20 protein-coding genes are annotated in these 24,216 nt (G+C 72.3%); 14 read left to right on the top strand and 6 right to left on the bottom strand.

Annotated features, from left to right (window positions below; all coding sequences use genetic code 11):
- Positions 1-80: 80 nt before the first annotated feature.
- Entirely contained in the window at positions 81-581 is a 501-nt protein-coding gene (locus MTQ01_RS12610; protein ID WP_247489698.1) for a hypothetical protein, read from the bottom strand.
- A 229-nt stretch (positions 582-810) separates the two neighbouring features.
- Here MTQ01_RS12610 and MTQ01_RS12605 point away from each other — a divergent pair, with 229 nt between their 5' ends.
- The 4 genes from MTQ01_RS12605 (at position 811) to MTQ01_RS12590 (ending at position 6,590) form a co-directional block, all read left to right on the top strand.
- Complete coding sequence (locus MTQ01_RS12605; protein WP_247489696.1) at positions 811-2,634, top strand: ABC-F family ATP-binding cassette domain-containing protein; 1,824 nt, start codon at positions 811-813, stop codon at positions 2,632-2,634.
- Between the two features lie 249 nt (positions 2,635-2,883).
- Positions 2,884-4,566: a PQQ-binding-like beta-propeller repeat protein gene (locus MTQ01_RS12600; protein ID WP_247489695.1), complete on the top strand. Its 1,683-nt coding sequence runs from the start codon at positions 2,884-2,886 to the stop codon at positions 4,564-4,566.
- Positions 4,567-4,781: 215 nt separating this feature from the next.
- Complete coding sequence (locus MTQ01_RS12595; RefSeq protein ID WP_247489693.1) at positions 4,782-5,492, top strand: LuxR C-terminal-related transcriptional regulator; 711 nt, start codon at positions 4,782-4,784, stop codon at positions 5,490-5,492.
- Positions 5,493-5,840: 348 nt separating this feature from the next.
- Complete coding sequence (locus tag MTQ01_RS12590) at positions 5,841-6,590, top strand: response regulator transcription factor (RefSeq protein WP_247489691.1); 750 nt, start codon at positions 5,841-5,843, stop codon at positions 6,588-6,590.
- Positions 6,591-6,792: 202 nt separating this feature from the next.
- Here MTQ01_RS12590 and MTQ01_RS12585 read toward each other — a convergent pair whose 3' ends face one another.
- Positions 6,793-7,290, bottom strand: a complete 498-nt coding sequence (locus MTQ01_RS12585; RefSeq protein ID WP_247489689.1) for a MarR family winged helix-turn-helix transcriptional regulator — start codon at positions 7,288-7,290, stop codon at positions 6,793-6,795.
- 145 nt (positions 7,291-7,435) lie between these two features.
- Between MTQ01_RS12585 and MTQ01_RS12580 the strand changes: the two genes are divergently transcribed.
- Positions 7,436-8,257: a trans-aconitate 2-methyltransferase gene (locus tag MTQ01_RS12580; RefSeq protein ID WP_247489687.1), complete on the top strand. Its 822-nt coding sequence runs from the start codon at positions 7,436-7,438 to the stop codon at positions 8,255-8,257.
- 206 nt (positions 8,258-8,463) lie between these two features.
- On the opposite strand, the gene MTQ01_RS12575 is transcribed toward MTQ01_RS12580, so the two are convergent.
- A complete protein-coding gene (locus MTQ01_RS12575; RefSeq protein ID WP_247489686.1) occupies positions 8,464-10,140 on the bottom strand; it encodes a penicillin-binding transpeptidase domain-containing protein in 1,677 nt (558 codons plus the stop codon).
- Between the two features lie 192 nt (positions 10,141-10,332).
- Positions 10,333-12,090, bottom strand: a complete 1,758-nt coding sequence (locus MTQ01_RS12570; protein ID WP_247489683.1) for a dolichyl-phosphate-mannose--protein mannosyltransferase — start codon at positions 12,088-12,090, stop codon at positions 10,333-10,335.
- A gap of 225 nt (positions 12,091-12,315) precedes the next feature.
- Here MTQ01_RS12570 and rsmI point away from each other — a divergent pair, with 225 nt between their 5' ends.
- The 6 genes from rsmI (at position 12,316) to MTQ01_RS12540 (ending at position 18,300) form a co-directional block, all read left to right on the top strand.
- Complete coding sequence (rsmI, locus tag MTQ01_RS12565) at positions 12,316-13,170, top strand: 16S rRNA (cytidine(1402)-2'-O)-methyltransferase (protein ID WP_282613567.1); 855 nt, start codon at positions 12,316-12,318, stop codon at positions 13,168-13,170.
- Positions 13,171-13,604: 434 nt separating this feature from the next.
- Positions 13,605-13,937 carry a hypothetical protein gene (locus MTQ01_RS12560; protein ID WP_247489679.1) on the top strand — a complete coding sequence of 111 codons (333 nt, stop codon included), beginning with the start codon at positions 13,605-13,607 and terminating at the stop codon, positions 13,935-13,937.
- Positions 13,938-14,005: 68 nt separating this feature from the next.
- A complete protein-coding gene (locus MTQ01_RS12555; RefSeq protein ID WP_247489677.1) occupies positions 14,006-14,902 on the top strand; it encodes a TatD family hydrolase in 897 nt (298 codons plus the stop codon).
- A 124-nt stretch (positions 14,903-15,026) separates the two neighbouring features.
- A complete protein-coding gene (locus MTQ01_RS12550) occupies positions 15,027-16,259 on the top strand; it encodes a resuscitation-promoting factor (RefSeq protein WP_247489675.1) in 1,233 nt (410 codons plus the stop codon).
- A gap of 158 nt (positions 16,260-16,417) precedes the next feature.
- Entirely contained in the window at positions 16,418-17,314 is an 897-nt protein-coding gene (gene rsmA, locus MTQ01_RS12545; protein WP_247490035.1) for a 16S rRNA (adenine(1518)-N(6)/adenine(1519)-N(6))-dimethyltransferase RsmA, read from the top strand.
- Entirely contained in the window at positions 17,311-18,300 is a 990-nt protein-coding gene (locus MTQ01_RS12540) for a 4-(cytidine 5'-diphospho)-2-C-methyl-D-erythritol kinase (protein WP_247489673.1), read from the top strand. Before rsmA ends, MTQ01_RS12540 begins: the two co-directional genes overlap by 4 nt.
- Before the next feature lie 236 nt (positions 18,301-18,536).
- On the opposite strand, the gene MTQ01_RS12535 is transcribed toward MTQ01_RS12540, so the two are convergent.
- A complete protein-coding gene (locus MTQ01_RS12535; protein WP_247489671.1) occupies positions 18,537-19,343 on the bottom strand; it encodes an SDR family NAD(P)-dependent oxidoreductase in 807 nt (268 codons plus the stop codon).
- Positions 19,344-19,474: 131 nt separating this feature from the next.
- On the opposite strand from MTQ01_RS12535, the gene MTQ01_RS12530 reads away from it, so the two are divergent.
- Both MTQ01_RS12530 and MTQ01_RS12525 read left to right on the top strand, forming a co-directional pair.
- On the top strand, positions 19,475-20,866 hold the full coding sequence (locus MTQ01_RS12530) for an acyltransferase (RefSeq protein WP_247489669.1): 1,392 nt from the start codon (positions 19,475-19,477) through the stop codon (positions 20,864-20,866).
- Between the two features lie 127 nt (positions 20,867-20,993).
- The gene (locus tag MTQ01_RS12525) at positions 20,994-21,902 is read left to right on the top strand and encodes an arylamine N-acetyltransferase (protein WP_247489667.1); all 909 of its coding nucleotides are present in this window, start codon (positions 20,994-20,996) and stop codon (positions 21,900-21,902) included.
- A gap of 180 nt (positions 21,903-22,082) precedes the next feature.
- Here MTQ01_RS12525 and MTQ01_RS12520 read toward each other — a convergent pair whose 3' ends face one another.
- Entirely contained in the window at positions 22,083-23,237 is a 1,155-nt protein-coding gene (locus MTQ01_RS12520; protein WP_247489665.1) for a serine hydrolase domain-containing protein, read from the bottom strand.
- A gap of 513 nt (positions 23,238-23,750) precedes the next feature.
- On the opposite strand from MTQ01_RS12520, the gene MTQ01_RS12515 reads away from it, so the two are divergent.
- The gene (locus MTQ01_RS12515; protein ID WP_247489663.1) at positions 23,751-24,167 is read left to right on the top strand and encodes an SsgA family sporulation/cell division regulator; all 417 of its coding nucleotides are present in this window, start codon (positions 23,751-23,753) and stop codon (positions 24,165-24,167) included.
- Positions 24,168-24,216 lie beyond the last annotated feature (49 nt).

Raw genomic sequence — 24,216 nt, 5'->3', positions numbered from 1 at the left:
GGGACACGGCTCGGTGGTGCGGGCGCGGGCGCGCGCTCGGGGACGGCGAGGGGTACGGCGCGGGACAGCGCGATGCGGGACTACAGCGCGACGAAGGCGCCGACCATCAACGCGATCCCCGAGACACCGAGCGTCCAGCCCGTGCGCTTCATCCGCAGTCCGCCGCCGACGACCACCGCCGCCAGCGCCAGCGCGCCGCCGAACGGGATCCAGGAGTGCAGGATGCCGCCCGCACCGGTGCGGACGACCTCGTCCGTACCGGGCTTGATGCTGACGGCGAGGGTGTCGCCGAGGTCGCGGGTGGCCGACTCGTTGATCCGTACCTCGGAGGGGGCGGAGCCGCCGGACTCGGAGACGAAGGGGCCGCTGCACCTGCCGTCCGAGCAGGCTTCGACGGTCATGGTCCCGGTGTTGCCGTCCTTGGGGAACATCGCGTGCTGCGCGTTGTCCCAGGAGGTCCACACACCCGCGACCAGCAGGACGACCGCGACGAGTCCAATCAGGATGTTGCGGCCGAGCAGCAGGGCACCGTACGCGCTCTCCCCCGCGCGTCGGGTGCGGCTGCGCTTTTTGGTGGGCATGGCGGCGATCCTTGGCCATGCCCGGGACGCTGGTCAACCTGTGCTTGACCGATCACCCGCCTTGCCCCTCTTTTCGCACTTTGGAGCGGATTCGCCTGATTTCACGGCGGGTTCGCGGTGCGTCCGGCGGGTCCGGCGGGTCCGCCCCCGGCGGGCTCGGGGGCCCGCACGGAGCGCCGCCGGGACGAAATAAGCTGGACCGCGCACCCGTTCGCCGGATAGGAGCTTCATGGCCGTCAACCTCGTCAATCTGGAAGCCGTCAGCAAGGCGTACGCGCTGCGCGCACTGCTGGACGGCGTTTCCCTCGGCGTGAGCGAGGGGGACCGGATCGGCGTCGTCGGGCGCAACGGCGACGGGAAGACGACCCTGATCCAGATCCTCGCCAAGGCGGAGGCGCCGGACAGCGGGCGGGTGACGCACTCCGGCGGGCTGCGGCTCGGTTCGCTCAGCCAGCGGGACTCCCTGGACCCGGCTGCGACCGTGCGGCAGGAGGTGCTCGGCGACCTCGCCGACCACCAGTGGGCCGGCGACGCCCGTGTCCGGGACGTCATCACGGGCCTCTTCGGCGGGCTGGAGCTGCCCGGCTTCGCCGAGGGCCTGGACACCGTGATCGGCCCGCTCTCGGGCGGTGAGCGCCGGCGCATCGCGCTGGCGAAGCTGCTGATCGCCGAGCAGGACCTGCTGGTGCTCGACGAGCCGACCAACCACCTGGACGTCGAGGGCATCGCCTGGCTCGCCGGCCATCTGCGCAACCGCCGCGGCGCCCTGGTCTGCGTCACCCACGACCGGTGGTTCCTCGACCAGGTCTGCACGCGGATGTGGGACGTGCAGCGCGGTCAGGTGCACGAGTACGACGGCGGGTACAGCGACTACGTCTTCGCCCGTGCGGAGCGCGAGCGGATCGCCGCGACCGAGGAGGTCAAGCGGCAGAACCTGATGCGCAAGGAGCTGGCCTGGCTGCGCCGCGGCGCCCCCGCCCGTACGAGCAAGCCGCGCTTTCGCATCGAGGCGGCCAACGAGCTGATCGCGAACGAGCCGCCGCCCAGGGACAGCGCCGAGCTGATGCGCTTCGCCAACTCCCGGCTGGGCAAGACCGTCTTCGATCTGGAGGACGTCACCGTCAAGGCCGGGCCGAAGGTCCTGCTGGAGCGGCTGACCTGGCAGCTGGGCCCGGGCGACCGGGTGGGCCTGGTCGGGGTGAACGGCGCGGGCAAGACCTCGCTGCTGCGCGCGCTCGCGGACGCGGCCGGCAGCGAGGGCCGGGTGCAGCCCTCGGGCGGCCGGATCAAGACAGGTTTGACGGTGCGGCTGGCCTACCTCTCCCAGGAGGTCGCCGAACTGCGGCCGCAGCTGCGGGTCCTGGAAGCGGTGGAGCAGGTGCGTTCGCGCGTCGACCTGGGCAAGGGCCGGGAGATGTCGGCCTCGCAGCTCTGCGAGCGTTTCGGTTTCGTGAAAGAGAAGCAGTGGACCCATGTCGGCGATCTCTCCGGCGGAGAACGCCGCCGGTTGCAGATCCTTCGACTGCTGATGGACGAACCGAATGTGCTCTTCCTCGACGAACCGACGAACGACCTGGATATCGAGACCCTGACGCAGTTGGAAGACCTGCTGGACGGCTGGCCCGGCTCTCTCGTGGTGATCAGCCACGACCGTTTCTTCCTGGAGCGCACCACGGACCGGGTGTTCGCCCTGCTCGGCGATTCCCGACTGCGGATGCTTCCGCGCGGTATCGACGAGTATCTGGAGCGGCGCGCACAGGCCAGGCAGGAGGCGGACCGGGTCGCGGCGCCCGCGCAGTCCGCGGCGCCCGCCGAGAAGTCCGGCGGTTCCGGCAAGCCGGCCGCGGTGTCCCGCGCGGCGCAGAAAGAACTCCAGCGCATCGAACGCCAGCTGGACAAAGTCACCGAAAATCAATCAAAACTCCACGCGGAAATGGCGGAGAACGCAACGGACTTCGCGCTCGTCGCGGAACTCGACGGCAAACTCCGCGAACTGGCCTCTCAGCAGGAGGAGCTGGAGGGCCGCTGGCTGGAGCTGGCAGACGACAGCTGAACCGGCGAATCCGCTGACGGTCCGCCACTTTGCAGCCGGGTGATAACGGAGTCGTTCCGAGCCGATATCGGGCTCAACCCTTCGCCGGGAACCAGTAGTCGGGTCAACTCCGTCCTTTGATACAAATGCCTGGGCTCAACAGAGTTGGGCCGTCCACACGCCGGCGGGCCTGCTGTCCGATTCGCTCGTCCCTACGGGGGAACGCGGGGATGGGGCAAATCGGTCCGTGACAGTTGACGAAGGATCTCCATGTCGCAGCCGCCTCCACCTCCGAACCAGCCGCCCTCCGGCGGCTTCGGCGGTCCTCAGGACCCCTCGTACGGCTACCCGCAGCAGCCCGGTGGCCCGCCCTCTCCTCCTCCCGGGCCGCCGACCGGCCCGCCGCCCTCCGGCGGGTACGGCTATCCGCAGACCCCGCCCGGCGGCGGCTACGGCTACCCGCAGACTCCCCCGCCGGGACAGCCGACCGGCCCCAACCCGTACGCCGGCGGCCCCGGCCCGTACGGGCAGCAGCCCACGACTCCGATGCAGCAGGCGCCGGGCGGCCCGCAGCCGGGGAACAACAACAAGAAGATCCTGATGGTGTGCGCCGCGGTCGTCGCGGTCGCGGTGATCGCCGTCGGCACGGTCTTTGTGGTCACCAAGGACGACGGCGATTCCCAGGCGGACAAGCCGGGCCAGTCCGAGCCCAAGGGCGGCGACCCGGATGCGGGAGGGGACGAGCCCCCCAGCACCGTGCCCAAGCAGGACTCGGACGCGGAGATCGCCTGGGAGGCCCCGGTCCCCAAGGGCTTCGAGGGCGAGCTGAGCAAGCAGGCGCACGGCGTGCTCTTCTCCGGCGGCAACATCGTCAAGTACGAGCCCGACGGCCTGGTCGCCTACAACATCAAGACCGGGAAGCCCGACTGGAAGGAGAAGTTCATCCGCGGCGACAGCTGCAGCATGGCCTCCACCAGCAGCGGCGGCAAGACCCTGGTCCAGTGGGGCGCCAAGTGCGAGAAGGTGATGGGCTTCGACATCACCAAGGGCAAGAAGCTCTGGGAGAAGGACCTGCCCAGCCGCGAGACCAGCGATCTGCCCAACGCGGACTACGCCCACCTCGCCGTCAGTGGTGACCTCGCGGGCATGTCGTGGACCGGCGGCCGGGTCGGCTACCGGCTGAGCGACGGCAAGGAGCTGTGGTCCAGCACCGAGGCCGGCTGCTCCGACCAGGGATACGCCGGCGGCGAGAACTTCATCGTGCTCCACCAGTGCCTGCTCGGCACCGACGGCAAGCTGCGCAAGTTCGACCAGAAGGGCGAGCAGACCGCCGAGTGGAAGGTGCCCAAGGGCGTCGAGGTCAAGCGCGTCTTCTCGACCAGCCCCCTGGTCGTCGGCCTCTCGCCGCAGGGTCTGAGCTCCAAGCTCAACAACATCGCGGTGCTCGACGAGGAGACCCTCAAGCTCAAGAAGCGGATCAAGATCGACCCCGAGCGCTACCGCATCACCTGCCAGCCCAGCCACGCGCTGGACTCCTGCCAGAACGCGGTGGTCGACAAGGACAGCGGCATGATCATGCTGGAGACCGAGACCTACGACGGCAAGGAGCGCAGCACCAACGCCGTCTCCGGGTTCAACCTGGAGACCGGCAAGATGGTCTGGACGGCCGAGCCGAGCGTCGAGGGCCGCACCAACCCGGTGGGCATGCACGACGGCAAGCTCCTCACCCTCGAGCAGGGCAACTACGACGGCGGCGGCGGCGTCATGTCGCTCGACCCGAAGAAGGGCGGAACTCCCAAGCAGGTCCTGGAGTTCAGCGCCGACGAGCGGGAGAAGGCCAGGGACACGTACTCCAACGCACTCTACTGGGCCGACAACACCCTCTTCCTCGTCAACACCCGGCTGCCCAGCCGTATCGACGACCGCACGACCTGGCTGGTCGCGATCCGCTGAGGCCGCGGGACGGACGACGAAGCCGGGTGGTACGCGAGCGCGCGTACCACCCGGCTTCGTCGTGTCCACAACAATACGGGCGCGGGCCCCGCACGACCGCTTTCTGTCCGGTTCCAGCACATCGGGCCAGTGGTGCGTGTAGCTTCCCCGGCACGGGAACATCGCGCCGGGGGGCGAGACGTGGCGCCGGACCGAACTCGAAAACAGGGGGAGTGATGACTGTGCGACTCATGGTCGTGGACGACCACAGACTGCTCGCCGAGGCCCTCGCCTCGGCCCTCAAGCTCAGGGGGCACCGGGTGGTCGCAGCCGCGGCCCCGGGCCCGGGAGCGGCCGAACTGGCCCTGGCCCGATCGCCGGAGGTCTGTCTGTGGGGCACCTCGACCCCGTCCGCACCGGGGGCGTTCGAGGGAGTGCTGCGCATCCGCAAGGAGCGCCCCGCGACCGCGGTGGTGGTGCTCGGCCCGGTGCCCGACACCCGAGGAGTGGCCGCCGCGTTCGCCGCGGGCGCCTGCGGCTACGTACGGCAGGACGAGCGCATCGACGGCGTGGAGCGGGCGGCGCTGCGTGCCCGGGCGGGCGAGGTGGCGGTCGCCCCGCAGCTGTTGAGCGAGGCGTTCGACGCGCTGCTCAACCCTCCTCCGCAGGCGGACGACGAGGGTTCCCGGCTGCTCGCGCTGCTCACCCGCAGGGAAGTGGAGGTGCTGCTGCGCGTCTCCGAGGGCGAGGACACCCAGGCGATCGCGGACGGGATGCGGATCGCACCGAGCACCGCACGTACGCATGTGCAGCGGGTTCTGATGAAACTGGACGTCGGTTCGCGCCTGGAGGCGGCGGCCCTGGCGGCCCGTACGGGGCTCCTGGAGCGGGCGGCGGGCCACCCCGGCGGCAGCCCGGGAGACACCGGCGGAGCAGGGGGTTCGTAGCGGATCGACGGTGTCGGGATTTCGCCGAAACGATCCTGCGATGCCCGCCGAACACCGGTGACCTACCCGGCAGTTGGAAGTTACCGGCGGTACCCCTGCACGCGATGGCAGTTGCGAAGTACATAGCTGGGGCAACGACACTGCGTGTCAGATCTTTTGCCAATCCCCTTCCCCAAGGGCCGTCGATCCGTACGCTGTTCAACGACGCCGGTGGGGGCCGGAGTCGTTCAGAGGGGAATGCGCAGGACAGAAGTCCGACCACGGTGCACATCCGTGGCCGCACGTCATCGACCAGTCACTACCGGCGGTGGGCGCGCCCGCGCGAACCTGATCCGATCTCCGGCACAAATGGGGGTGCACGTGCAACGTATTCGAGTCCTGGTCGTCGACGATCACAGAATCTTCGCCGAATCGCTGGCCGCCGCTCTCGCAGCGGAACAGGACGTCGAAGTGGCCGCAGCGGGCAGCACACAGGCCGCCGTACGCTGCCTGAACCAGGCGAGCGCCGCGGGCAGACCGTTCGGCATCCTGCTGATCGACGCGGAGTTGAGCGGTACGACCGGCCCGGGCGCACAGTCCCGCGCCGAACCGGCCGCCGACAGCGCGGGCCGCCCCGAACTGGCCGCACTGGTGGCCGCCACACCCGAACTGCGCACGGTCATCCTGGCCGAGCGCGACGACGCGGGGAAGGCCGCTGCCGCGCTCCAGGCGGGCGCCTGCGGCTGGGTGGCCAAGGACTGCTCACTGTCCCGACTGCTCCAGGTGCTGCGCGGCGTGCTGCGCGGGGAGACCCACCTGCCGCCCGCTCTGCTGACCGGCGTACTGCGGGAGTTGACCACCACCCGCCGGCACCGGACCGAGAGCGAACAACTCGTGGCGATGCTCACCCCTCGCGAACACGAGGTGCTGCGCTGCATGGTCGGCGGGCTCGGCCGCAAGGCGGTCGCCGAACGGCTCTTCCTCTCGCCGCACACGGTCCGCACCCATATGCAGAACGTGCTCGGGAAGCTGGGCGTGCACTCCACGCTGGCCGCGGTGGCACTCGCCCGCAGGGCCGGCGTGAGCCCGGTCGACACGGCGGAGCGTGCAGCCGTCTGATGCGCCGGTACCGGCACCGGGTGCCGTAAGCGACCCCGCCGCCGGTACCGGCCGCCCGGCCCGTACCGGCGGCGGCGTCCGTGGCGGCCTTCGCGGCGTCGGGCGCGGCTGCCTTCGTGACGGCCTTCGCGGCGGCGTCCACGTCGGCAGCGACGCCCGTACCGGTGGCTGTGCGCCGGGCGGGTGGGCCGCGGCAGGGGCGTCAGTGCGGGGTGTTGTCGAACGGCGCTGTCAACTGCCTCAGCAGTGCGGCGAGTTCGGCACGCTGAGCGGTGGAGAGCTCGACGAGGATGGCGCGCTCCTGGGCGAGCAGCCCGGCCAGCGCCCGGTCCGCCCGGTCCCGGCCCTCGGCGCTCAGCCGGACGAGCACCCCGCGCCGGTCACTGGGGTCGGGCAACCGCTCGACCAGCCCCTTCTTGGCCAGCCGGTCGATGCGGTTGGTCATGGTGCCGGAGGTGACCAGGGTCTGGGTGAGAAGCTGTCCGGGCGAGAGCTGATACGGGTCGCCGGCCCGGCGCAGCGCCGTGAGCACGTCGAACTCCCAGGACTCCAGGCCGTGTTCGGCGAAGGCGATCCGGCGGGCGCGGTCGAGATGACGCGCGAGCCTGCTGACCCGACTGAGCACCTCCAGGGGCTCCACGTCGAGATCGGGGCGCTCGCGACGCCATGCTGAAACCAGTCGATCGACCTCGTCCTCCATGGCGGACAGTGTAGTAGTTCTGTCGGCATGAAGTTTCTTCACGTCAAGATAAAAACGCAGGGATGTCGCCGCCCGCCGGGTGGAAGGCTTCGACCGCGGGGCCCGCCTGACAGGCAGCGGGCCCGCATCGGCAAGGAGGACGCTCATGCCAACCGCCCCCGAATGGGACCCCCAGATCTATCTGCGCCACTCAGGTCATCGCACCCGCCCCTTCCTCGACCTCCTGGCCCGCACGCCCGAGCCCGCGGGCAGGGGGGCCGCCTTACGGATCGCCGACCTCGGCTGCGGGCCCGGCAACGTCACCGCGCTGCTCGCCGAACGCTGGCCCACCGCACACATCACCGGCTTCGACAGCTCGCCCCAGATGCTGCGCAGCGCCGCCGCACACGCCGGCCCCACCCCGGGCGGCGGCACACTCGACTTCGCCAGGGGCGACATCGCCGACTGGGAGCCGGACACGACGTACGACCTGATCGTCTCCAACGCCGCGCTCCAGTGGGTGCGCGGCCACGCCGACTCGTTCAAGTCCTGGCTGGACGCGCTCTCCCCCGGCGGCGTACTGGCCTTCCAGGTGCCGGGCAACTTCAACGCCCCCAGCCACGCGCTGCTGGGCGAGCTGTGCGACTCCCCCCGCTGGCGCGAGCGACTGCGCGAGCAGGGGCGACGGTACGTCCACATCCTGGAGCCGTACGAGTACCTCCAGCGCCTCGCCGAGCTCGACTGCGAGACCGAGGCCTGGGAGACCACGTACGTCCAGCTGCTCCAGGGGCGGGACCCGGTGCTGGACTGGGTTCGGGGCACCGCGCTGCGGCCGGTGCTGACCGCGCTGGAGGGCGACGAGGAGGCCCGCGAGGAGTTCCTGGCGGAGTACCGGGACCGGCTGCGCGAGGCGTACCCGACGGGCCCGCACGGGACGACGTTCCCCTTCCGGCGGATCTTCGCGACGGCACGCAAACGGGATGGCTGAGCACTTCGAGGGCGACGCCGGCACGCGCCGACCGGGGCCGCGGCTGACGGGCACGCGGCAGACGGGCACGCGCCGACCGGGACCGCGCCGGACGGAGCGGGCCGCCGCACCACGGCGAAGGGCCCGACGCGGATCACGGAGATCTCGCGTCGGGCCCTTGCGCGCCGTGGCCGTGCGCACGGCCGCGGGACTGAACGGCGGCTGCCTCAGCCCGCGTTGAGGATGGTCGCGACCACCGGACCGGCGTTCTTGCCGCCGTGCCCGCTGTTGGGGATCACGGCCGCGACGGCGAGGTCGTCCTTGTACGCGGTGAACCAGGCGTTCGGCTTCTTCTGGCCGTCCACCTCGGCGGAGCCGGTCTTGGCGCCCTTGTCACCGCCCACCGAGGCCATCGCCTCGGCCGCGGTGCCGTTGGTCGCGGTGCGCTTCATCAGCGCCCGCAGCTCGCCCGCGGTGCCGGCGGACAGACCGTTCGGGGCCTTGGCCACCTGACGGTTGTCCAGCGACGGCGAGACGATGATCGGCTGCTTGAAGCTGCCGTCCTTCACGGTGGCAGCGACCGAGGCCATGGTCATCGGGTTCATCCGCACTGCGCCCTGGCCGATCAGCGAGGCGGCCATCTGGGCGTCGGACTGGGTGGGTACGGCTCCGTCGAAGGTCCCGGTGCCCACCTGCCAGTCGAGGCCGAGGCCGAAGGTGTTGCGGGCGTACGAGCCGAGGTCGCCGTTCTCCAGCTTGGGTGCGCGGCTGATGAACGCGGTGTTGCAGGAGGCGGCGAAGCTGTCGGCGAAAGTGCCGTCCTTTATCTCGAACTTGTCGAGGTTCTGGAACTTCCAGCCGCCGTAGGTGAAGTACTTCGGGCACGGGTGCTTGGCCGCGCTCTCGGCCAGGCCCTTGTCCAGCAGCATGCCCGCGGTCACGATCTTCCAGGTCGAGCCCGGCGCGAGCGAGCCGCGTATCGCGGAGTTGAAGCCGGTCGCCGGGGTGTTGGCGATGGCCAGCAGCTCGCCGGTGCTGGGCTTGATCGCGACCGCCGAGCCCTTGGCGCGACCGTCCAGGGCCTTCATCGCGGCCTTCTGGAGATCGGCGTCCAGTGTGGTCTTCAGCTGGCCCGGAGTGCCCTTGGAGAGGACCTTGAGCGTCTTGGCGTCCTTCGCCTTCTCGCTCTCCTCGCCCTTCTCGCCCTTGGGCTGTGTGACGATGCGGGTCTCGACGCCGGCGGTGCCGTCGGTCTTGTCGCCGTAGCGCTTGCGCAAGTCGTCGAGGATGTCGCCGAGTTCGGGGTGTGCCTGCTTGGTCAGCTCTTTGCCGTTGCGGTCGACCGCGGTGATCGGCGGGTCTCCGGCGGCGTCCGTGACGAGCGTCTGGCCCTTCCTCAACTCCGGGTGGAGCACGGTGGGTTGCCAGTCGACGACGACCTTGCCGCTGGAGGTGTCGCGCTCCACCTTCAGCTTGGTCCGGTAGTCGAGGGTGGTGGCCAGCTCGCCGTGCGAGATCTCGGCGACCACGGAGTACGCGACCGTCCCACCGCTCGCGCTGCTGCCGCTGGTGGTGACGGTGCCGACCTTGCCGTCCTTGGCGAAGCTGGTCAGCGCCTTGGTGGCGGCGGCCTTGTCGTCGGTCAGCGCGGCCGCGTCGGCTATGTCGCCGGCCTCCCACGCCGTCAGGAACTTCTTTGCCGTGGCCCGCACTTCCTCGGTGCTGGGCGGGCCGGTCTCCACCGACTCCGACTTGCTCTCCCCAGCGTCCGAACCACTGCTCCGGGACTGGTCCGACGACTCGTCGTCCCCACTCCCGACGAGGGCGTACGCCCCGAAACCCGCGGCGCCGACCACCGCAGCGGCGACAGCACCGATCACCGCCATTCTCTGACCTTCACGCATAACGTATTCCTGACTCTCCACCCCAACCCCGACAGCCACGGGGCCTGCGAGGCACCCTAGAGCACTCCCGTGAACGCGCTCACCGCCACCCGCCCGGCCGTCGACGGCCTCCCGCGCTCCGCCGCCGAACTCCCGCTGCTCACAGGGGTGTCGGGGCCGAGCGGACTCCTTGGGGGACGAACCGGGGCCGGTTCAGATCCAGGTGTCGAACCACATGCGGGCCCGCCACTGGTCCAGCGAGATCTCGCCCGCGGTGTAGAGGGGCCAGAAATAGACGAAGTTCCAGACCACCAGGAGCGCGAGCGCCCCCGCGACGATCAGTCCGACCGTTCTGCGGAACTCCGTACTGCCCGGTGGACCGGCGATCGCACCGAGCAGTTGGGCGACCGCCAGGCACAGGAACGGGACGAAGACGATCGCGTAGAAGTAGAAGATCGTCCGGTCCGAGTAGAGGAACCAGGGCAGATAGCCGGCGGCCAGTCCGCACAGCAGGGCGCCGGAGCGCCAGTCCCGGCGCATCGCCCACCGGTAGAGGGCGTAGGCCAGGGCGGCGATGCCCAGCCACCACAGCACCGGGGTGCCCAGCGCCAGCACTTCACGGGCGCAGCCGCTCTGCTCCGTGCAGCCGCGTTCGCCCAGCTCCCGCGATTTGTAGTGGTACGAGACGGGACGTCCGACGATCAGCCAACTCCACGGGCTGGACTGGTAGCTGTGGTCGGAGGTGAGGTTGACGTGGAAGGAGTAGACCTCGGCCTGGTAGTGCCACAGGCTGCGCAGGGACTCCGGCACCCAGGTCAGGTCGACCACCGGCAGTGAGACCTCGCCCAGCAGCGGAAGCTTCACCTCGCTCGGCGACTGCCCCTGCCGCCCGGCGGCCCAGTCCCTGAAGTACCCGCCCCTGGTCGCGAACCAGCCGACCCAGCCGACGACGTACAGCACCAGCGCCACCGGCACGAGCGAGAGGAACGCGGGGACGGAGTCGCGGCGCAGCGCCGTGCGCCACGGCCTGGCGGCCCCGGCCGTACGGCGTGCGGAGACGTCCCAGAAGAGCGCGAGCAGCCCGAAGGCGGCGAGCACGTACAGACCGCTCCACTTGGTGCCGATCGCCAGGCCCAGGCTGACACCGGCGGCGATGCGCCACGGTCGCAGCCCCAGACTCATCCGGCCCACGGCGGCATCGGGCCGGTCGGCGGGAAGTGCGGCGGCAAGCCTGGCTCTGGTGCGGTCGCGGTCGATCAGCAGACAGCCGAAGGCGGCCAGCACGAAGAACATCAGCACCAGGTCCAGCAGCGCGACCCGGCTCATCACGAAGTGCAGCCCGTCGACGGCCATCAGCCCGCCGGCCAGGCAGCCCAGCGCGGTCGACCGGAAGAGGCGGCGGCCGATGCGGCAGACCATCAGCACCGACAGCACGCCGAGCACGGCCATCATGAAGCGCCAGCCGAACGGTTCGAGCCCGAAGAGGCGCAGTCCGACGGCGATCAGCCACTTGCCCACCGGCGGATGCACGACGTACGACGGGTCCTCGCCCAGCGGTGTGCTGGGCCGGTCGGCGAGGATCGCCTTGTTGGCGTCCTCGCCCCAGGAGCCCTCGTACCCCTGCTCCAGCAGCGACCAGGCGTCCTTGGCGTAGTAGGTCTCGTCGAATATCACCGCGTTCGGCGTGCCCAACTGCCAGAAGCGCAGCAGCCCGGCGAAGAACGTGACCAGCAGCGGCCCGCCCCAGGCCCAGCCCCGGAACTCCGAGGCCAGCGCCGACCAGCTCCCCGGGGAAGCACCGGAGCGCTCGGAGAACGGCGGCACCAACCGCTCGCGCGTGGACATCCGCGGACGCGGCCGGTAGCCGTAGCTCCGCAGCCGGCCCTGCCAGGAGGACGACTGATCCGTGCGGGAGTCCCCCCGCTGATCCTGGTGCGTCGACGGCACGGTGTCGCTGCTCACGTCGGCCATCGTAGGGAACGCCCCTTCGGGCGCGGGGCCACCGGGTCCTGTGAAGCGGCGAGTTGCCCGTTCTGCCCGCCCGCGACCGGTACGACCGGCGGACGCGACGCGCGCGACGCGGGCCGGGGCGGGCGACGCGGGCCGGGGCGGGCGACGGGCGGGACGCGGCGGGCGGTTGGTGCGCGGGTGCGGGCGCGGCGGCGGGTGCGCGAGCCGGGGCGGGCAGGTGGAAGGATGCGGAACGTGACTGGAACGCTCGTACTCGCCGGAACACCCATCGGGGACCTCGCGGACGCGCCGCCGCGCCTGGCCCAGGAGTTGGCCGAGGCCGACGTCGTCGCCGCCGAGGACACCCGGCGGCTGCGACGGCTGACGCAGGCGCTCGGGGTGCGCACCGGCGGCCGGGTGGTGTCCTACTTCGAGGGCAACGAGGCCGCGCGCACACCGGAGTTGGCGGACGCACTCGTCGCCGGCGAACGCGTGCTGCTGATCACCGACGCGGGCATGCCCTCGGTCTCCGACCCCGGCTACCGGCTGGTGGCCGCCGCGGTGGAGCGGGACGTGCGCGTCACCGCCGTACCGGGGCCCTCCGCCGTACTGACCGCACTCGCGCTCTCCGGGCTGCCGGTGGACCGCTTCTGCTTCGAGGGCTTTCTGCCGCGCAAGGCCGGGGAACGGCTGGCCAGGCTGCGGGAGGTGGCCGAGGAGCGGCGGACACTGGTCTATTTCGAGGCTCCGCACCGGCTCGCGGACAGCCTGGCCGCGATGGCCGAGGCGTTCGGCACCGAGCGGCGGGCGGCGGTGTGCCGCGAGCTGACCAAGACGTACGAGGAGGTGCGGCGCGGTCCGCTCGACGAGTTGGTGACCTGGGCCGAGCAGGGTGTGCGCGGCGAGATCACCGTCGTCGTCGCGGGCGCCGAGGAGTCCCGGGACGCGGTCGACGCCGAGGAGTTGGTGCGGCGGGTCGCCGTCCGCGAGGAGGCCGGCGAGCACCGCAAGGAGGCGATCGCGGCGGTGGCCAAGGAGGCCGGGCTGCCGAAGCGGGAGGTCTTCGACGCGGTGGTGGCCGCCAAACGCCGCGACGGCTGAGCGCGGGCGATGAGGCGGCGGGTGACCGGGTGGGTGACCGGCCCGCCGGCGAACGGGCGCGGGCGATGCCGGCGCGGCCGGCCGGCACGGGTGGTGCGGGCGCGGCGGACGGCGGGGCGTGGTTGAGCGCGGCGGCCCGGGCTGTGGCGAGGCCGAGGCGGGGCTGCGGGCGCGGGTGACCGGAGTGGCGGTTGGCGCGGACGGAACGGGTGTTGGCGACAGCGACGGCCGGTGCGAATGGCCGTCGGCAAAGGGATTGCCGACCGATTCACGAGAAGCGGCAAAGAGTTACACTTTCGGGTAAAGCTCGGGCGGCACTTCCTGCGTTGTCGGCGCCAAATTTCAGCAACGGGCCAAGAATCACACCGTTTTCGGAATCAGCTGCTGCTATTTCCGCCGTCGAGGCGTCCACTGGGGAGTGGAGAGGAGCTGACGTGACGGACATCAGAGGATCGGGTGAGGAACCGGGCACCCAGCGGCGCCCCCGCTTCGACCGGGTCCAGGAGTCGTACGGGTTCGCGTGTCTGCACTGCGGGCACACCTGGGAGCAGACCTACGAGATCGAGCACCACCTCGACCGCGACAACAAACCCTTCTTCTACTACTACACCGGCGAAGAACGCGTACCGTCGCCGCTGTCCACACTGACCTGCCTGAATTGCGGCGAGCACAAGGTGCGCATCACGGGAACGGCGCGGATATCCGCGGTGCGGTCGGCATTTCCGCATTCCGGCGCCGGCGCACCGCGCACCCGGCGTCGCCGCTGACCGGCGCGGGACCGCGGGCGGCAAGGCCTGGGGTCGGGGCGAGGACGGCCCGACCCTAGGATCGCCCCATGGCCCACGACGGACGCAAGGGACAGGCGCCGCCACCGCTGCCGGAGGCTCTCCGGGTCGCGGTCGCGGACTCCCACACCCATCTGGACATGCAGGACACCACGGTCGAGCAGGCACTGGAGTCCGCCGCCGAGGTCGGGGTGAGCACCCTGATCCAGATCGGCTGCGATCTGGAGCGCGCCCAGTGGGCGGCGCGGATCGCGGCCGAGCACGAGGCGATCTGGGCGGCCGTGGCACTCCACCCGAACGAAGCGGCCAGGCTCGCCCTGGAGGACGGCGAGGCGGCGCTCTCGGAAGCGCTGGAGGGCATCGCCGAGCTGGCCGAGCTGCCGCAGGTTCGGGCGATCGGCGAGACGGGACTGGACTACTTCCGGACCGGCCCCGAGGGCGTCGGCGCGCAGCAGGAGTCGTTCCGCCGGCACATCGCGCTCGCCCGCGAGACGGACAAGGCGCTGGTCATCCACGACCGCGAGGCCCACGACGACGTGCTCCGGCTGCTGGAGGAGGAGGGGGCGCCGTCGACGACGGTCTTCCACTGCTTCTCCGGGGACGCCGAGATGGCCCGCCACTGCGCCGAGCGCGGCTACTACATGTCCTTCGCCGGCAACGTCACCTTCAAGAACGCCCAGCCGCTGCGCGACGCCCTGGCGCACGTCCCCGCGGAGCTGCTGCTGGTGGAGACGGACGCGCCCTTCCTCACCCCCGCGCCGTACCGCGGACGGCCCAACGCGTCCTATCTTGTGCCGATCACGCTGCGTTGCCTGGCTGAGGTCAAAGGAGTGCCCGAGGACGAGCTGGCGCAGCACATCGCGGCCAACTCGGCGCGCGTTTTCGGCTACCGGCGCCCGCCGGAGCTCGACCGGTCGCCGGTCACCGCGCGCAACCCCGACGCCTGACGGAGAGCGCCAGTCCACCCCCCGACGCCACCGATAGTCACTTTCCGTGTCGAGACAGTTTTGATGAGTAGTCATCGCTCGGTTAGCCTCCCGGCCCACATCGCAGTGAGCGCTGGGAGCGACCGTGAACTCATCGCAGGCAAGCCACCGAGCCGCACGCGGCGGCGGACGCCACTCGGCCGGCTCGGGCCCGTCGAAGGAGCCGGATACCGGCGGGGAGCGGCGGCGCAGCGTCTCGCCGGCGGCGCGCGCCGGCGGCGAGACGCTGCGCAAGCTGCTCCCCCAGGCGCTGGTGCTGGCCGTGCTGGCGGGCGGGACGTCCGCCTTCGTGGCGCACGACAAGGTCGTCGAGCTGAGCGTGGACGGCGAGACGACCTCGCTGCGCACCTTCGCCTCCAGCGTCTCCGAACTGCTGGAGGACGAGGACGTCGAGGTGGGCCCGCGCGATCTGGTAGCGCCCGGCGCCCATGAGTCGCTCTCCGACGGCGACCGGATCGCGGTCCGCTACGGCCGTCCGATGAACCTCACGGTGGACGGCCGCGCCCAGCGGATGTGGACCACCGAGCGCACCGTGGAGGGCGCGCTGCGACAGCTCGGCGTACGGGCGGAGGGCGCGCATCTGTCCACCTCGCGCAGCAAGCGGATCGGTCTGGACGGGCTGCGGCTCGCGGTGCGCACCGAGCGCAGCGTCTCCTTCCTCGCCGACGGCAAGGTGCACCGGGTGCGCACCAACGCACCCACCGTCCGCGGGGCGCTGGCCCAGGCGGGGCTCCGGCTGCGCGACCGGGACACGGTGTCGGTGCCGCTGCGGAGCTTCCCCCGCGAGGGCCAGGAGATCTCGGTGCAGCGGGTGCGCGCCGACAAGAAGGTCACCGAGGAGATGCTGCCCTTCGCCGTCGAACGGCGCCGCACCTCCGAACTCCACCAGGGCACCGAAGTGGTGGAGCAGCAGGGCCGGCAGGGCGTGCGGCGGGTGACGTACGAGCTGCGCACCGTGGACGGCAGGGCGCAGAAGCCCAGGCTCCTCGGGTCGGAGGTGGTGCGCGAGCCGCGGCGCCAGATCGTACGGGTCGGCACGCGGCCCAAGCCCGCGAGCGTGGCGACCGTACGCGGCTCGGGCGGGCTCAACTGGGCGGCGCTGGCGCGCTGCGAGTCCGGCGGCCGGGTCAACGCCGTCGACCCCTCGGGCACTTACGGCGGGCTGTACCAGTTCGACGTCCGCACCTGGCAGAGCGTCGGCGGCGCGGGCCGGCCCCAGGACGCGAGCGCGCAGGAGCAGACGCTGCGCGCACAGAAGCTCTACGCCCAGAGGGGGGCGAGTCCCTGGCCGGTGTGCGGCCGTAAACTGCACCAGTGAGTCCAGTGAGCACCGCCTCCGAGCCGCCGGCCGGCCCTCCTTCAGACCAGTCGTCGGACCAGCCGTCGGACCCGGCGCCGGACCGGCCGTCCGGCCTCTCGTCCGACGCGCGCCCCGACGTACCGCCGGAGCAGCCGCCGGGGACCGGCTCGGACCCGCTGCTGGGGCCCGCCGACATCCGTGAGCTGGCGGCCTCGCTCGGGGTGCGGCCCACCAAGCAGCGCGGCCAGAACTTCGTCATCGACGCCAACACCGTGCGCCGCATCGTCCGTACCGCGGGCGTGCGTCCCGAGGACACCGTGCTGGAGATCGGTCCCGGCCTCGGCTCGCTGACGCTCGGGCTGCTGGAGACCGCGCGCGCGGTGACGGCGGTCGAGATCGACGACGTGCTCGCCCAGGCCCTGCCGGGGACAGTCGCCGAGCGGCTGCCGGAGCGCGCCGACCGGTTCGAGCTGGTGCACCGCGACGCGCTGCGGGTGACCGAGCTGCCGGGCGAGCCGCCCACTGCCCTGGTGGCCAACCTGCCGTACAACGTGGCGGTCCCGGTGCTGCTCCACGTGCTGGCGACCTTCCCCACGATCGAGCGCACCCTGGTGATGGTCCAGGCCGAGGTCGCCGACCGACTGGCCGCCGCCCCGGGCTCCCGGGTGTACGGGGTGCCGTCGGTGAAGGCCAACTGGTACGCGGAGGTGCGCCGTTCGGGCTCGATCGGCCGGAACGTCTTCTGGCCCGCACCGAACGTGGACTCGGGGCTGGTCTCGCTGGTGCGGCGCGAGCCGCCGCGTACCCGGGCGAGCCGCCGCGAGGTGTTCGCCGTGGTCGACGCCGCCTTCGCCCAGCGCCGCAAGACGCTGCGGGCCGCGCTGGCCGGCTGGGCGGGTTCCGCGGCACAGGCGGAGGCGGCGCTGACCGGCGCCGGTGTCGACCCGCGCACCCGCGGCGAGGCGCTGACGGTGGCCGACTTCGCGGCCATCGCCGAGCAGCGTTCGGACGGCGCGGCCGGCAGTGCCCCGGAGGGCACCTCCGGCGGTTCCACCGGGGGCGGTGCGGCATGAGCCCGGACCCGAACACGAGCACAGCACACCCGGGCGGCGAGCCGGACACGGGATCGGCCGCCGTGACGGTGCAGGTGCCGGCGAAGGTCAACGTCCAACTGGCGGTCGGGCCGCCGCGCCCGGACGGCTTCCACGAGCTGGCGAACGTCTTCCTCGCCGTCGGCCTGTACGACCGCGTCACCGCGCGACCGGCGGAGCGGCTGGAGCTCGGCTGCACCGGGCCGGACGCCGACCGGGTGCCGCTGGACGGCACCAACCTCGCGGCGCGCGCCGCGACTTCGCTCGCGGCACGGCACGGCATCGAGCCCGCCGTGCGTTTGGACATCGAGAAGGACATCCCCGTCGCCGGCGGCATGGCCGGCGGCAGCGCGGACGCCGCGGGCGCACTGCTGGCCTGCGACGTGCTGTGGGGTCTGCAGACGCCGCAGGAGGAACTGCTGGAGATCTGCGCCGAGTTGGGTTCGGACGTACCGTTCTCGCTGGTCGGCGGCGCCGCGCTCGGCCGCGGCCGGGGCGAGCGACTCAGCGTTCTGGAGGTCGGCGCCGAGTTCCACTGGGTCTTCGCGACAGCCGAAGGCGGACTGTCCACCCCCGCCGTCTACCGCGAGTTCGACCGTCTGACGGGCAGTGCGGCGCCCGAGCCGCAGCCGTCCGAGGCGCTGCTGGCGGCGCTGCGCCGGGGCGACGCGGAGCAGTTGGCGGCCTGTCTGGCCAACGACCTGGAGCCCGCGGCGCTTTCGCTGCGGCCCGAGCTCTCCCGGACGCTGGAGACCGGCCGAAGTGCGGGAGCGGCAGCGGCACTTGTCTCCGGCTCCGGACCGACCTGCGCGTTCCTCGCGACGAGCGCGCAGACCGCGGAGGACGTCGCCGGTGCACTGCGCGAGGCGGGAGTCTGCCGTACGGCCCGCACCGCGACCGGCCCCGCATCGGGCGCCCGGGTGCTCCACGACCGGACGGACCGGACGGCGACGAACCGGACGCCGTAGGCCGACGCAGCGGGCCGACGCCGTGGGTCGACGCCGTGGGTCGACGCCGTGGGTCGACGCCTTGGGTCGACGCCGTGCCGCACGCGGCGGACCGGGCGCGGTGGGCCCGTGCGGGCCCCGCGTACGGGTCGTACGGGTCGGCCCCGGCCCTGCGTGCCCAGCTCGCGTGCCCGGCCCCGCGTGCCCGGCTCGTACGGCGCCGCGTGCGCCCGCGTGCGTCCGTCTGCGGCCCGGGTTCAGCGGCCGGCGTCGAGGGCGCGGCGCAGGTCGAGGTTGCTGATCAGCACGCCGCCGTCGACCGGCAGCGTGACGCCGGTGACCCAGGACGCGTCGCGCGAGGCGAGGAAGGCCACCGCCCCCGCGACGTCCTCGGGGCGGCCGACTCGCCCCAGCGGATAGCAGTCCGCGGCGCGCGCGAGGCTCTCGGATCGGCCGTCCCAGGACGGTGTGTCGACGGTTCCGGGCGCGACCAGGTTGACCCGTACGCCGCGGCGCGCGGACTCGCCGGCGAGGGTGCGGGTGAGGCCGGCGAGGCCCGCCTTGGCGGCGCTGTAGGAGTGGCCGCCGAAGTCCTGCTCGCCGTTGACCGAGCCGATGAAGACGATCGCGCCCCGCCCCTCGGCCGCCGCGAGGTGCGGCAGGCAGGCGCGTGCGGTGCGGAAGGCCCCGTGCAGGGTGATGTCGAAGTCGCCGATCCAGGCGTCGTCCGCGATGTCGTCCAGGTGCTCGGCGTTCATGCTCCGCGGGTCGTTCCGGAAGGCGGCGGTGACCAGCACGTCCAGTCCGCCGAAGGTCTGTACGGCGTGGTCGACGGCGGCCCGGACCGAGGCCGCGTCGCCCACGTCGCAGCCGAACGCCTCGGCGGTGCCGCCCAGTTGACGGATCTCCTCGGCGATCGCCGAGGCCCGGTCGGGCAGGAGGTCGGTGACGGTGACGCGTGCGCCCTCGGCGGCCAGGCGGTGTGCGGCGGCGGCGCCGATGCCGCTGCCCGCGCCGGTGAGCAGTGCGGAGCAGCCGTCGAACCTGCGGAGTTGGTCAGCCATGCCGCCAGCGTATGACCGCACCGCGCCGCCGGTCACCCCGCCCCGGCACAGGTTCGGGCGCGGGTACTCAGGGCCGGATATGAGTATCCGGGCGCATGTGGCGGCGGTCGGCCGTGGACGAGTCTGGGCTCATGACCACAGCCCTCGGATCTCCCGCGAGCGCGGCCGAACTCGCCGCTGCCACCCCCGACTCCAGGGATCGCTGTGTCGATCTGCTGCGCGTCGCCTCGCTCGCCACCGTGGTGCTCGGCCACTGGACGATGGCGGTGGTCACGCTCGGCCCGGACGGCTCCGCGCAGGCCGGCAATCTGCTCGCCGAGGTGCCCGGACTCCAGCCGATCACCTGGCTGTTGCAGATCATGCCGGTTTTCTTCCTGGTCGGCGGCTTCTCGCACGCGCTGTCCTACCGCTCCCTGGTCCGACGGGCCGGCGGGGAGCGGCCGGGCGTCTACCCGGCGTTCCTGCGGGCCAGGCTCCACCGGCTGCTGGGGCCCGTGCTGGTGTTCGTCGCGGTGTGGGCTACAGGCGCCCTGGCCCTGCAACTCCTCTTCGCCGAGGGGCCGTTGACCGCGACGGCGACCCGACTGGTGGCCCAGCCGCTGTGGTTCATCGGGATCTATCTGGCGATGGTGGCGTTCACCCCGCCGCTGCTGCGCCTGCACGAGCGCTGGGGCTGGGGCGCCTTCGGTGCGCTGCTAGCCGGCGCGGCGGCGGTGGACGTGTTGCGGTTCGCCCTCGGAGTGCCGCACGTGGAGTTCCTGAACTTCGCCTTCGTCTGGCTCGCGGTGCACCAACTGGGCTTCCTGCGCGCCGACGGAGCGCTGCGGCTGCCCGGGGTGCCGGCGGCGCTGGCGCTCGGCGGGCTGTTGTCCACGGCCGCACTGGTGTGGTTGGGCCCCTATCCGGTCTCCATGGTGGGCATGCCCGGCGAGGAGGTCAGCAATATGGCTCCGCCCACGCTGGCGCTGCTCTGCCACGGGGTCTGGCTGGCCGGCGCGGTCGAGCTGCTGCGCCGACCGGCCTCCCGGCTGCTGGCCCGCCCCCGGGTGTGGCGCGCGGTGGTCGCCGCCAACGGCCTGGCGATGACCGCGTTCCTGTGGCATCTGACCGCGCTGCTCGGGGTGTACGGCGTGCTGCTCGCGCTCGACGTGCCCTTCCCCGAGCCGGCGAGCGCCGCCTGGTGGGCGCAGCTCCCGGTGCGGATCGGCGGCGCGCTGGTACTGACGGCCGTACTTGTGGCGCTCTTCCGCCGCTTCGAACTCCCGCCCCCGGCACGGCCGTTCAGCGCCGCTCCGCGCGGCGCGAGCCCGCTCGCCGCGATCGGGGCGACGCTGACCCTGCTCGGCGTGCTGGGCCTCTCCATGGTCGGCTTCGGCGAGATCACCGAGGGGCGGACGGCGACCCTGGTCGCGGTCGACATCAGCGCGCCGGTGGCGATCGGCATGGTGCTGGTCGGCCGACTGCTGGTCGAGCGCGCGGGCAGCGCGCGGCGACGCGTCACCGATCCGGCTCGGCAGGGCTGAGCCACCACCCGTCGCTGCCGCCCGCCGCAACGTCGCCGCCGCGCCGCCGTCGCCACCGGCAGGCGCCGTGCGGCGGAGCCCGGCGCGCGCTTGACCTGAACCGCGGTTGAAGTTCTAGGTTCGCCCCATGGACACCTCGTGGGACTCCGACCTGCTGGACCTGGACGCCTATCTGCGGCGCGTGGACCATCACGGCGAGCGCGCCGCCACCGTCGGGACCCTGCACGCACTGCACCGCGCGCACATGCTGCACATTCCGTTCGAGAACCTGGAGATCATCGCCGGGCGACCGGTGCGGCTCGATCTGCCGAGCCTGGAGCGGAAGATGGTCCGCGGTCGCCGCGGCGGCTACTGCTTCGAGCACGTGCTTCTCTTCGGCGCCGCGCTGGAGGCGCTCGGCTTCGGCGTGGAGGGCTTCATCGGCCGCGTACGACTGGGCCAGGGCGACGGTCCGGACCTCTCCGAGACACACGCGGTGCTGCGCGTGACCACGCCCGACACCGGCCAACGCTGGCTCAGCGACGTGGGGTTCGGCAGCGCGGCGCTGGCGCCCGTGGAGTTCGCCGACGGCGCCGAGGTCTCGGCCGGCGGACGACGGTGGCGGCTGCGGAAGGAGGACGAGTGGCACTGGGTCCTGCAGCAGCTCGTCGCGGTCGGCGGCACGGACGGGAGCGGGAGCCGCTCCGGCGGTGACGACGGCAGCGGCGCGGTGGTCGAGGCCGTCGACCAGCACGCCTTCACGCTCTCGCCGCGGCGTCCGGTCGACTACGAGGTGGGCAACTTCTACGTCTCGACCTGGCCCCGATCGCCGTTCGTGACACGGCCGTTCGTCACGCGCGTCACCGCCGAGGGCGTGGTCCACAGCCTCGACGGCCTGAACCACCGCGTCACCCTTCCCGACGGCTCGGTGACCGACGAGCGCACATACAGCCCGCAGGAGGTGCCGACGGCACTGGAGGGGGTCTTCGGCGTGGAACTGGACGACCGGGACGCGTCCGCGGTCGTCCGGCACCTGCGGGAACGGGCCGAGCGGTAGCGGCCCGGACGACGGGGCGGGGCGAGGGGCGCACGGCCCGGCCCCGCCCCGCCGTCGCGCGTACCCGTGGACGTGGACGTGGCCGCCGCTGTGGACGTGGACGTGGCCGCCGGTTCGTCACGCGACAGGCCATGCGTCGGGCGCGTCGGCGACAGCCACGCCCGGCTCGGGCGCGTCGGGTCAGCTCGGGGCGTGCAGGCTGGCGCGCAGGGCGCGGACGAGCGACTGCGCGCGGGGGTCCGAAGTGACCGACTTCTGGAGCCCGTTCGTCACGTACCCGAAGCCGATTCCGGCGTCCTGGTCGGCGAAGGCCAGCGACCCGCCGCGGCCCGGGTGGCCGAAGGAGCTCGGCGAGAGCATCGGCGAAGCGGGCGAGTGGAGCATGTGGCCGAGTCCGAAGCGGGTCGGGACGACCAGCACCCGGTCCGGCCCCTGCGACTCCTCGCTGCGCGCGGCGGTCAGGGTGGCCGGGGTGTAGAGCCGTACGCCGTCCACCTCGTCGAGCAGCGCGGCGTAGAAGCGGGCCAGCGAACGGGCGGTGGCGATGCCGTTGGTGGCGGGCAGCTCGGCGGACCAGTGGGCCGGGGAGTTCTGCTCCGGGAAGGGGTCGATGGCGGCGAAGGCCCTGCGGGTCAGCGACTGCGGGTCCCGATAGGCGGCGCCCACCTGTGGTTTGGCGCGGACCCGGAGGCCCTGGCCGGCCGGCGCCTCGGGAGCGCTGATCTCCCGGAGCTCACCGACGCGGTGGTGCTGCTCCTCGGGCAGGCCGATCCACAGGTCCAGTCCCAGCGGTGCGGAGATCTCCTGTGCGAGCCACCGGCCCAGGCTCAACCCGGTGATGCGGCGCACCAGTTCGTCCAGGAGCCACCCGTAGGTGAGCGCGTGGTAGCCGTGCGCCGTGCCCGGCTCCCACTGGGGGCGCTGCGCGGCGAGGGCGGCGGGTCCGCTCTCGCCGTCCGCGGCACGGGCGGGGCTGAGCGGGGTGTCGAGCACGGGCAACCCCGCGCGGTGGGTGAGGAGGTGACGCACCAGCACGCGTTCCTTGCCGTGCGGTTTGAACTCCGGCCAGTACGTGCCGACGGGTGCGTCCAGGTCGAGCTTTCCGCGCTGCTGGAGAAGATGCAGCACCGCCGCGGCCGGGCCCTTGGTGGCCGAGCGGATCACCTGGACGGTGTCCCGGTGCCAGCCCTCGCCGCCCCACAGGTCCACCACCGGGCGGCCGTCCCGGTAGACCGTGACGGCGGCGCCGACCTCGCCGCGCTCGGTGAAGTTCCTCGTGAAGGCTTCCCGTACGGGTTCGAAGCCGTCCGCGACGCTGCCCTGGACATCCACCACGAGCCCCGTACTCCTGTCGTCGTTCTGGATCTCGGCCGGGGTGTCCGCCCTGATCTCCGTTGTCGTTCCCCCGCCTCCCGAGGAGGCGTCACACACCGCCCGGTCGTGCCGTCGGGCGGCGTCGGTCGTGCGCACGACCGGGCGCGCGGCCCGGTGCTGCGCACGGAGGACGGGTGTGGCCGGTCGTTGCTGACCCCATGGTGCTACGCAGCCACTCGCGCCGACGATCTGGGGTCGCCTGCGCGTCGGGAACGAACAGCCGCGGGCCCGACTGCCCCTCCCGGAACGGCGGTTCGACCCTGGACGCGCCACCCGCCGGGGTCTGCGGGGCGCACGGGCAGCCCTCCCGGGCGCCGCGCACGAGCGCGAGCGCACGGGGCCCGTACGACGGCGGGGCGCGCGGGCGGGCGTCCGGCGGTACGGGTGAGCGACCTCACACACGCTTTCCGGCTACCCCGCGGCCTCCCGATCGTCATAACGGGTGAAGGCGAAACACCGCTGGAGGAGCGTTCGATGGCCACTGTGACGACGCAGCACGTCGTGCCCGCGCAGATGATCGCCGACGAGACACGTCCGTTCCTCGTCGGCCTGCACTACGACACCGCCGACCCGCTCGCCGTGCGCGTCGTCTTCCCGGCCGAGGCCGCGCTCGACGGCGTGGAGACGAGCTGGTTCTTCGCCCGGGAGCTGCTCGCCACCGGGGTGGACCGGCCGACCGGCACCGGTTCCGTACGGCTGTGGCCGCGCGGAGAGGGCACCGTCTTCCTGGAGCTTCAGGCCCCCGAAGGTGTCGCGGTCGTCGACCTGTCCGCGATCGCGGTGCGCGAATTCCTGCGCGAGAGCTACGAGTTGCTGTCGGCCGAGGCGGAGGCGTCCGTCTCGGAGGTCGACATCGAGCGCGAGTTGGCGGAGCTGCTGCACCGCAGCTGACCCCTGCCCGACCGATGTCCGCCCCTGTCCGACCGCTGCCGACGTGCGC

The organism is Streptomyces sp. XM4193 (assembly GCF_023072595.1).
In the GTDB taxonomy this organism is placed as follows: Bacteria; Actinomycetota; Actinomycetes; order Streptomycetales; family Streptomycetaceae; genus Streptomyces.
The sequence above is the reverse complement of the archived record's forward strand: the minus strand, read 5'-3'. Positions and strand labels throughout refer to the sequence as shown.

What these genes read in the sequence shown, in the direction of transcription:
- MTQ01_RS12610 (WP_247489698.1), bottom strand. Translation starts at nt 581, where the DNA reads ATGCCCACCAAAAAGCGCAGCCGCACCCGACGCGCGGGGGAGAGCGCG.
- MTQ01_RS12605 (WP_247489696.1), top strand. Translation starts at nt 811, where the DNA reads ATGGCCGTCAACCTCGTCAATCTGGAAGCCGTCAGCAAGGCGTACGCG.
- MTQ01_RS12600 (WP_247489695.1), top strand. Translation starts at nt 2,884, where the DNA reads ATGTCGCAGCCGCCTCCACCTCCGAACCAGCCGCCCTCCGGCGGCTTC.
- MTQ01_RS12595 (WP_247489693.1), top strand. Translation starts at nt 4,782, where the DNA reads ATGACTGTGCGACTCATGGTCGTGGACGACCACAGACTGCTCGCCGAG.
- MTQ01_RS12590 (WP_247489691.1), top strand. Translation starts at nt 5,841, where the DNA reads ATGGGGGTGCACGTGCAACGTATTCGAGTCCTGGTCGTCGACGATCAC.
- MTQ01_RS12585 (WP_247489689.1), bottom strand. Translation starts at nt 7,290, where the DNA reads ATGGAGGACGAGGTCGATCGACTGGTTTCAGCATGGCGTCGCGAGCGC.
- MTQ01_RS12580 (WP_247489687.1), top strand. Translation starts at nt 7,436, where the DNA reads ATGCCAACCGCCCCCGAATGGGACCCCCAGATCTATCTGCGCCACTCA.
- MTQ01_RS12575 (WP_247489686.1), bottom strand. Translation starts at nt 10,140, where the DNA reads ATGCGTGAAGGTCAGAGAATGGCGGTGATCGGTGCTGTCGCCGCTGCG.
- MTQ01_RS12570 (WP_247489683.1), bottom strand. Translation starts at nt 12,090, where the DNA reads ATGGCCGACGTGAGCAGCGACACCGTGCCGTCGACGCACCAGGATCAG.
- rsmI (WP_282613567.1), top strand. Translation starts at nt 12,316, where the DNA reads ATGCGGAACGTGACTGGAACGCTCGTACTCGCCGGAACACCCATCGGG.
- MTQ01_RS12555 (WP_247489677.1), top strand. Translation starts at nt 14,006, where the DNA reads ATGGCCCACGACGGACGCAAGGGACAGGCGCCGCCACCGCTGCCGGAG.
- MTQ01_RS12540 (WP_247489673.1), top strand. Translation starts at nt 17,311, where the DNA reads ATGAGCCCGGACCCGAACACGAGCACAGCACACCCGGGCGGCGAGCCG.
- MTQ01_RS12535 (WP_247489671.1), bottom strand. Translation starts at nt 19,343, where the DNA reads ATGGCTGACCAACTCCGCAGGTTCGACGGCTGCTCCGCACTGCTCACC.
- MTQ01_RS12530 (WP_247489669.1), top strand. Translation starts at nt 19,475, where the DNA reads ATGACCACAGCCCTCGGATCTCCCGCGAGCGCGGCCGAACTCGCCGCT.
- MTQ01_RS12525 (WP_247489667.1), top strand. Translation starts at nt 20,994, where the DNA reads ATGGACACCTCGTGGGACTCCGACCTGCTGGACCTGGACGCCTATCTG.
- MTQ01_RS12515 (WP_247489663.1), top strand. Translation starts at nt 23,751, where the DNA reads ATGGCCACTGTGACGACGCAGCACGTCGTGCCCGCGCAGATGATCGCC.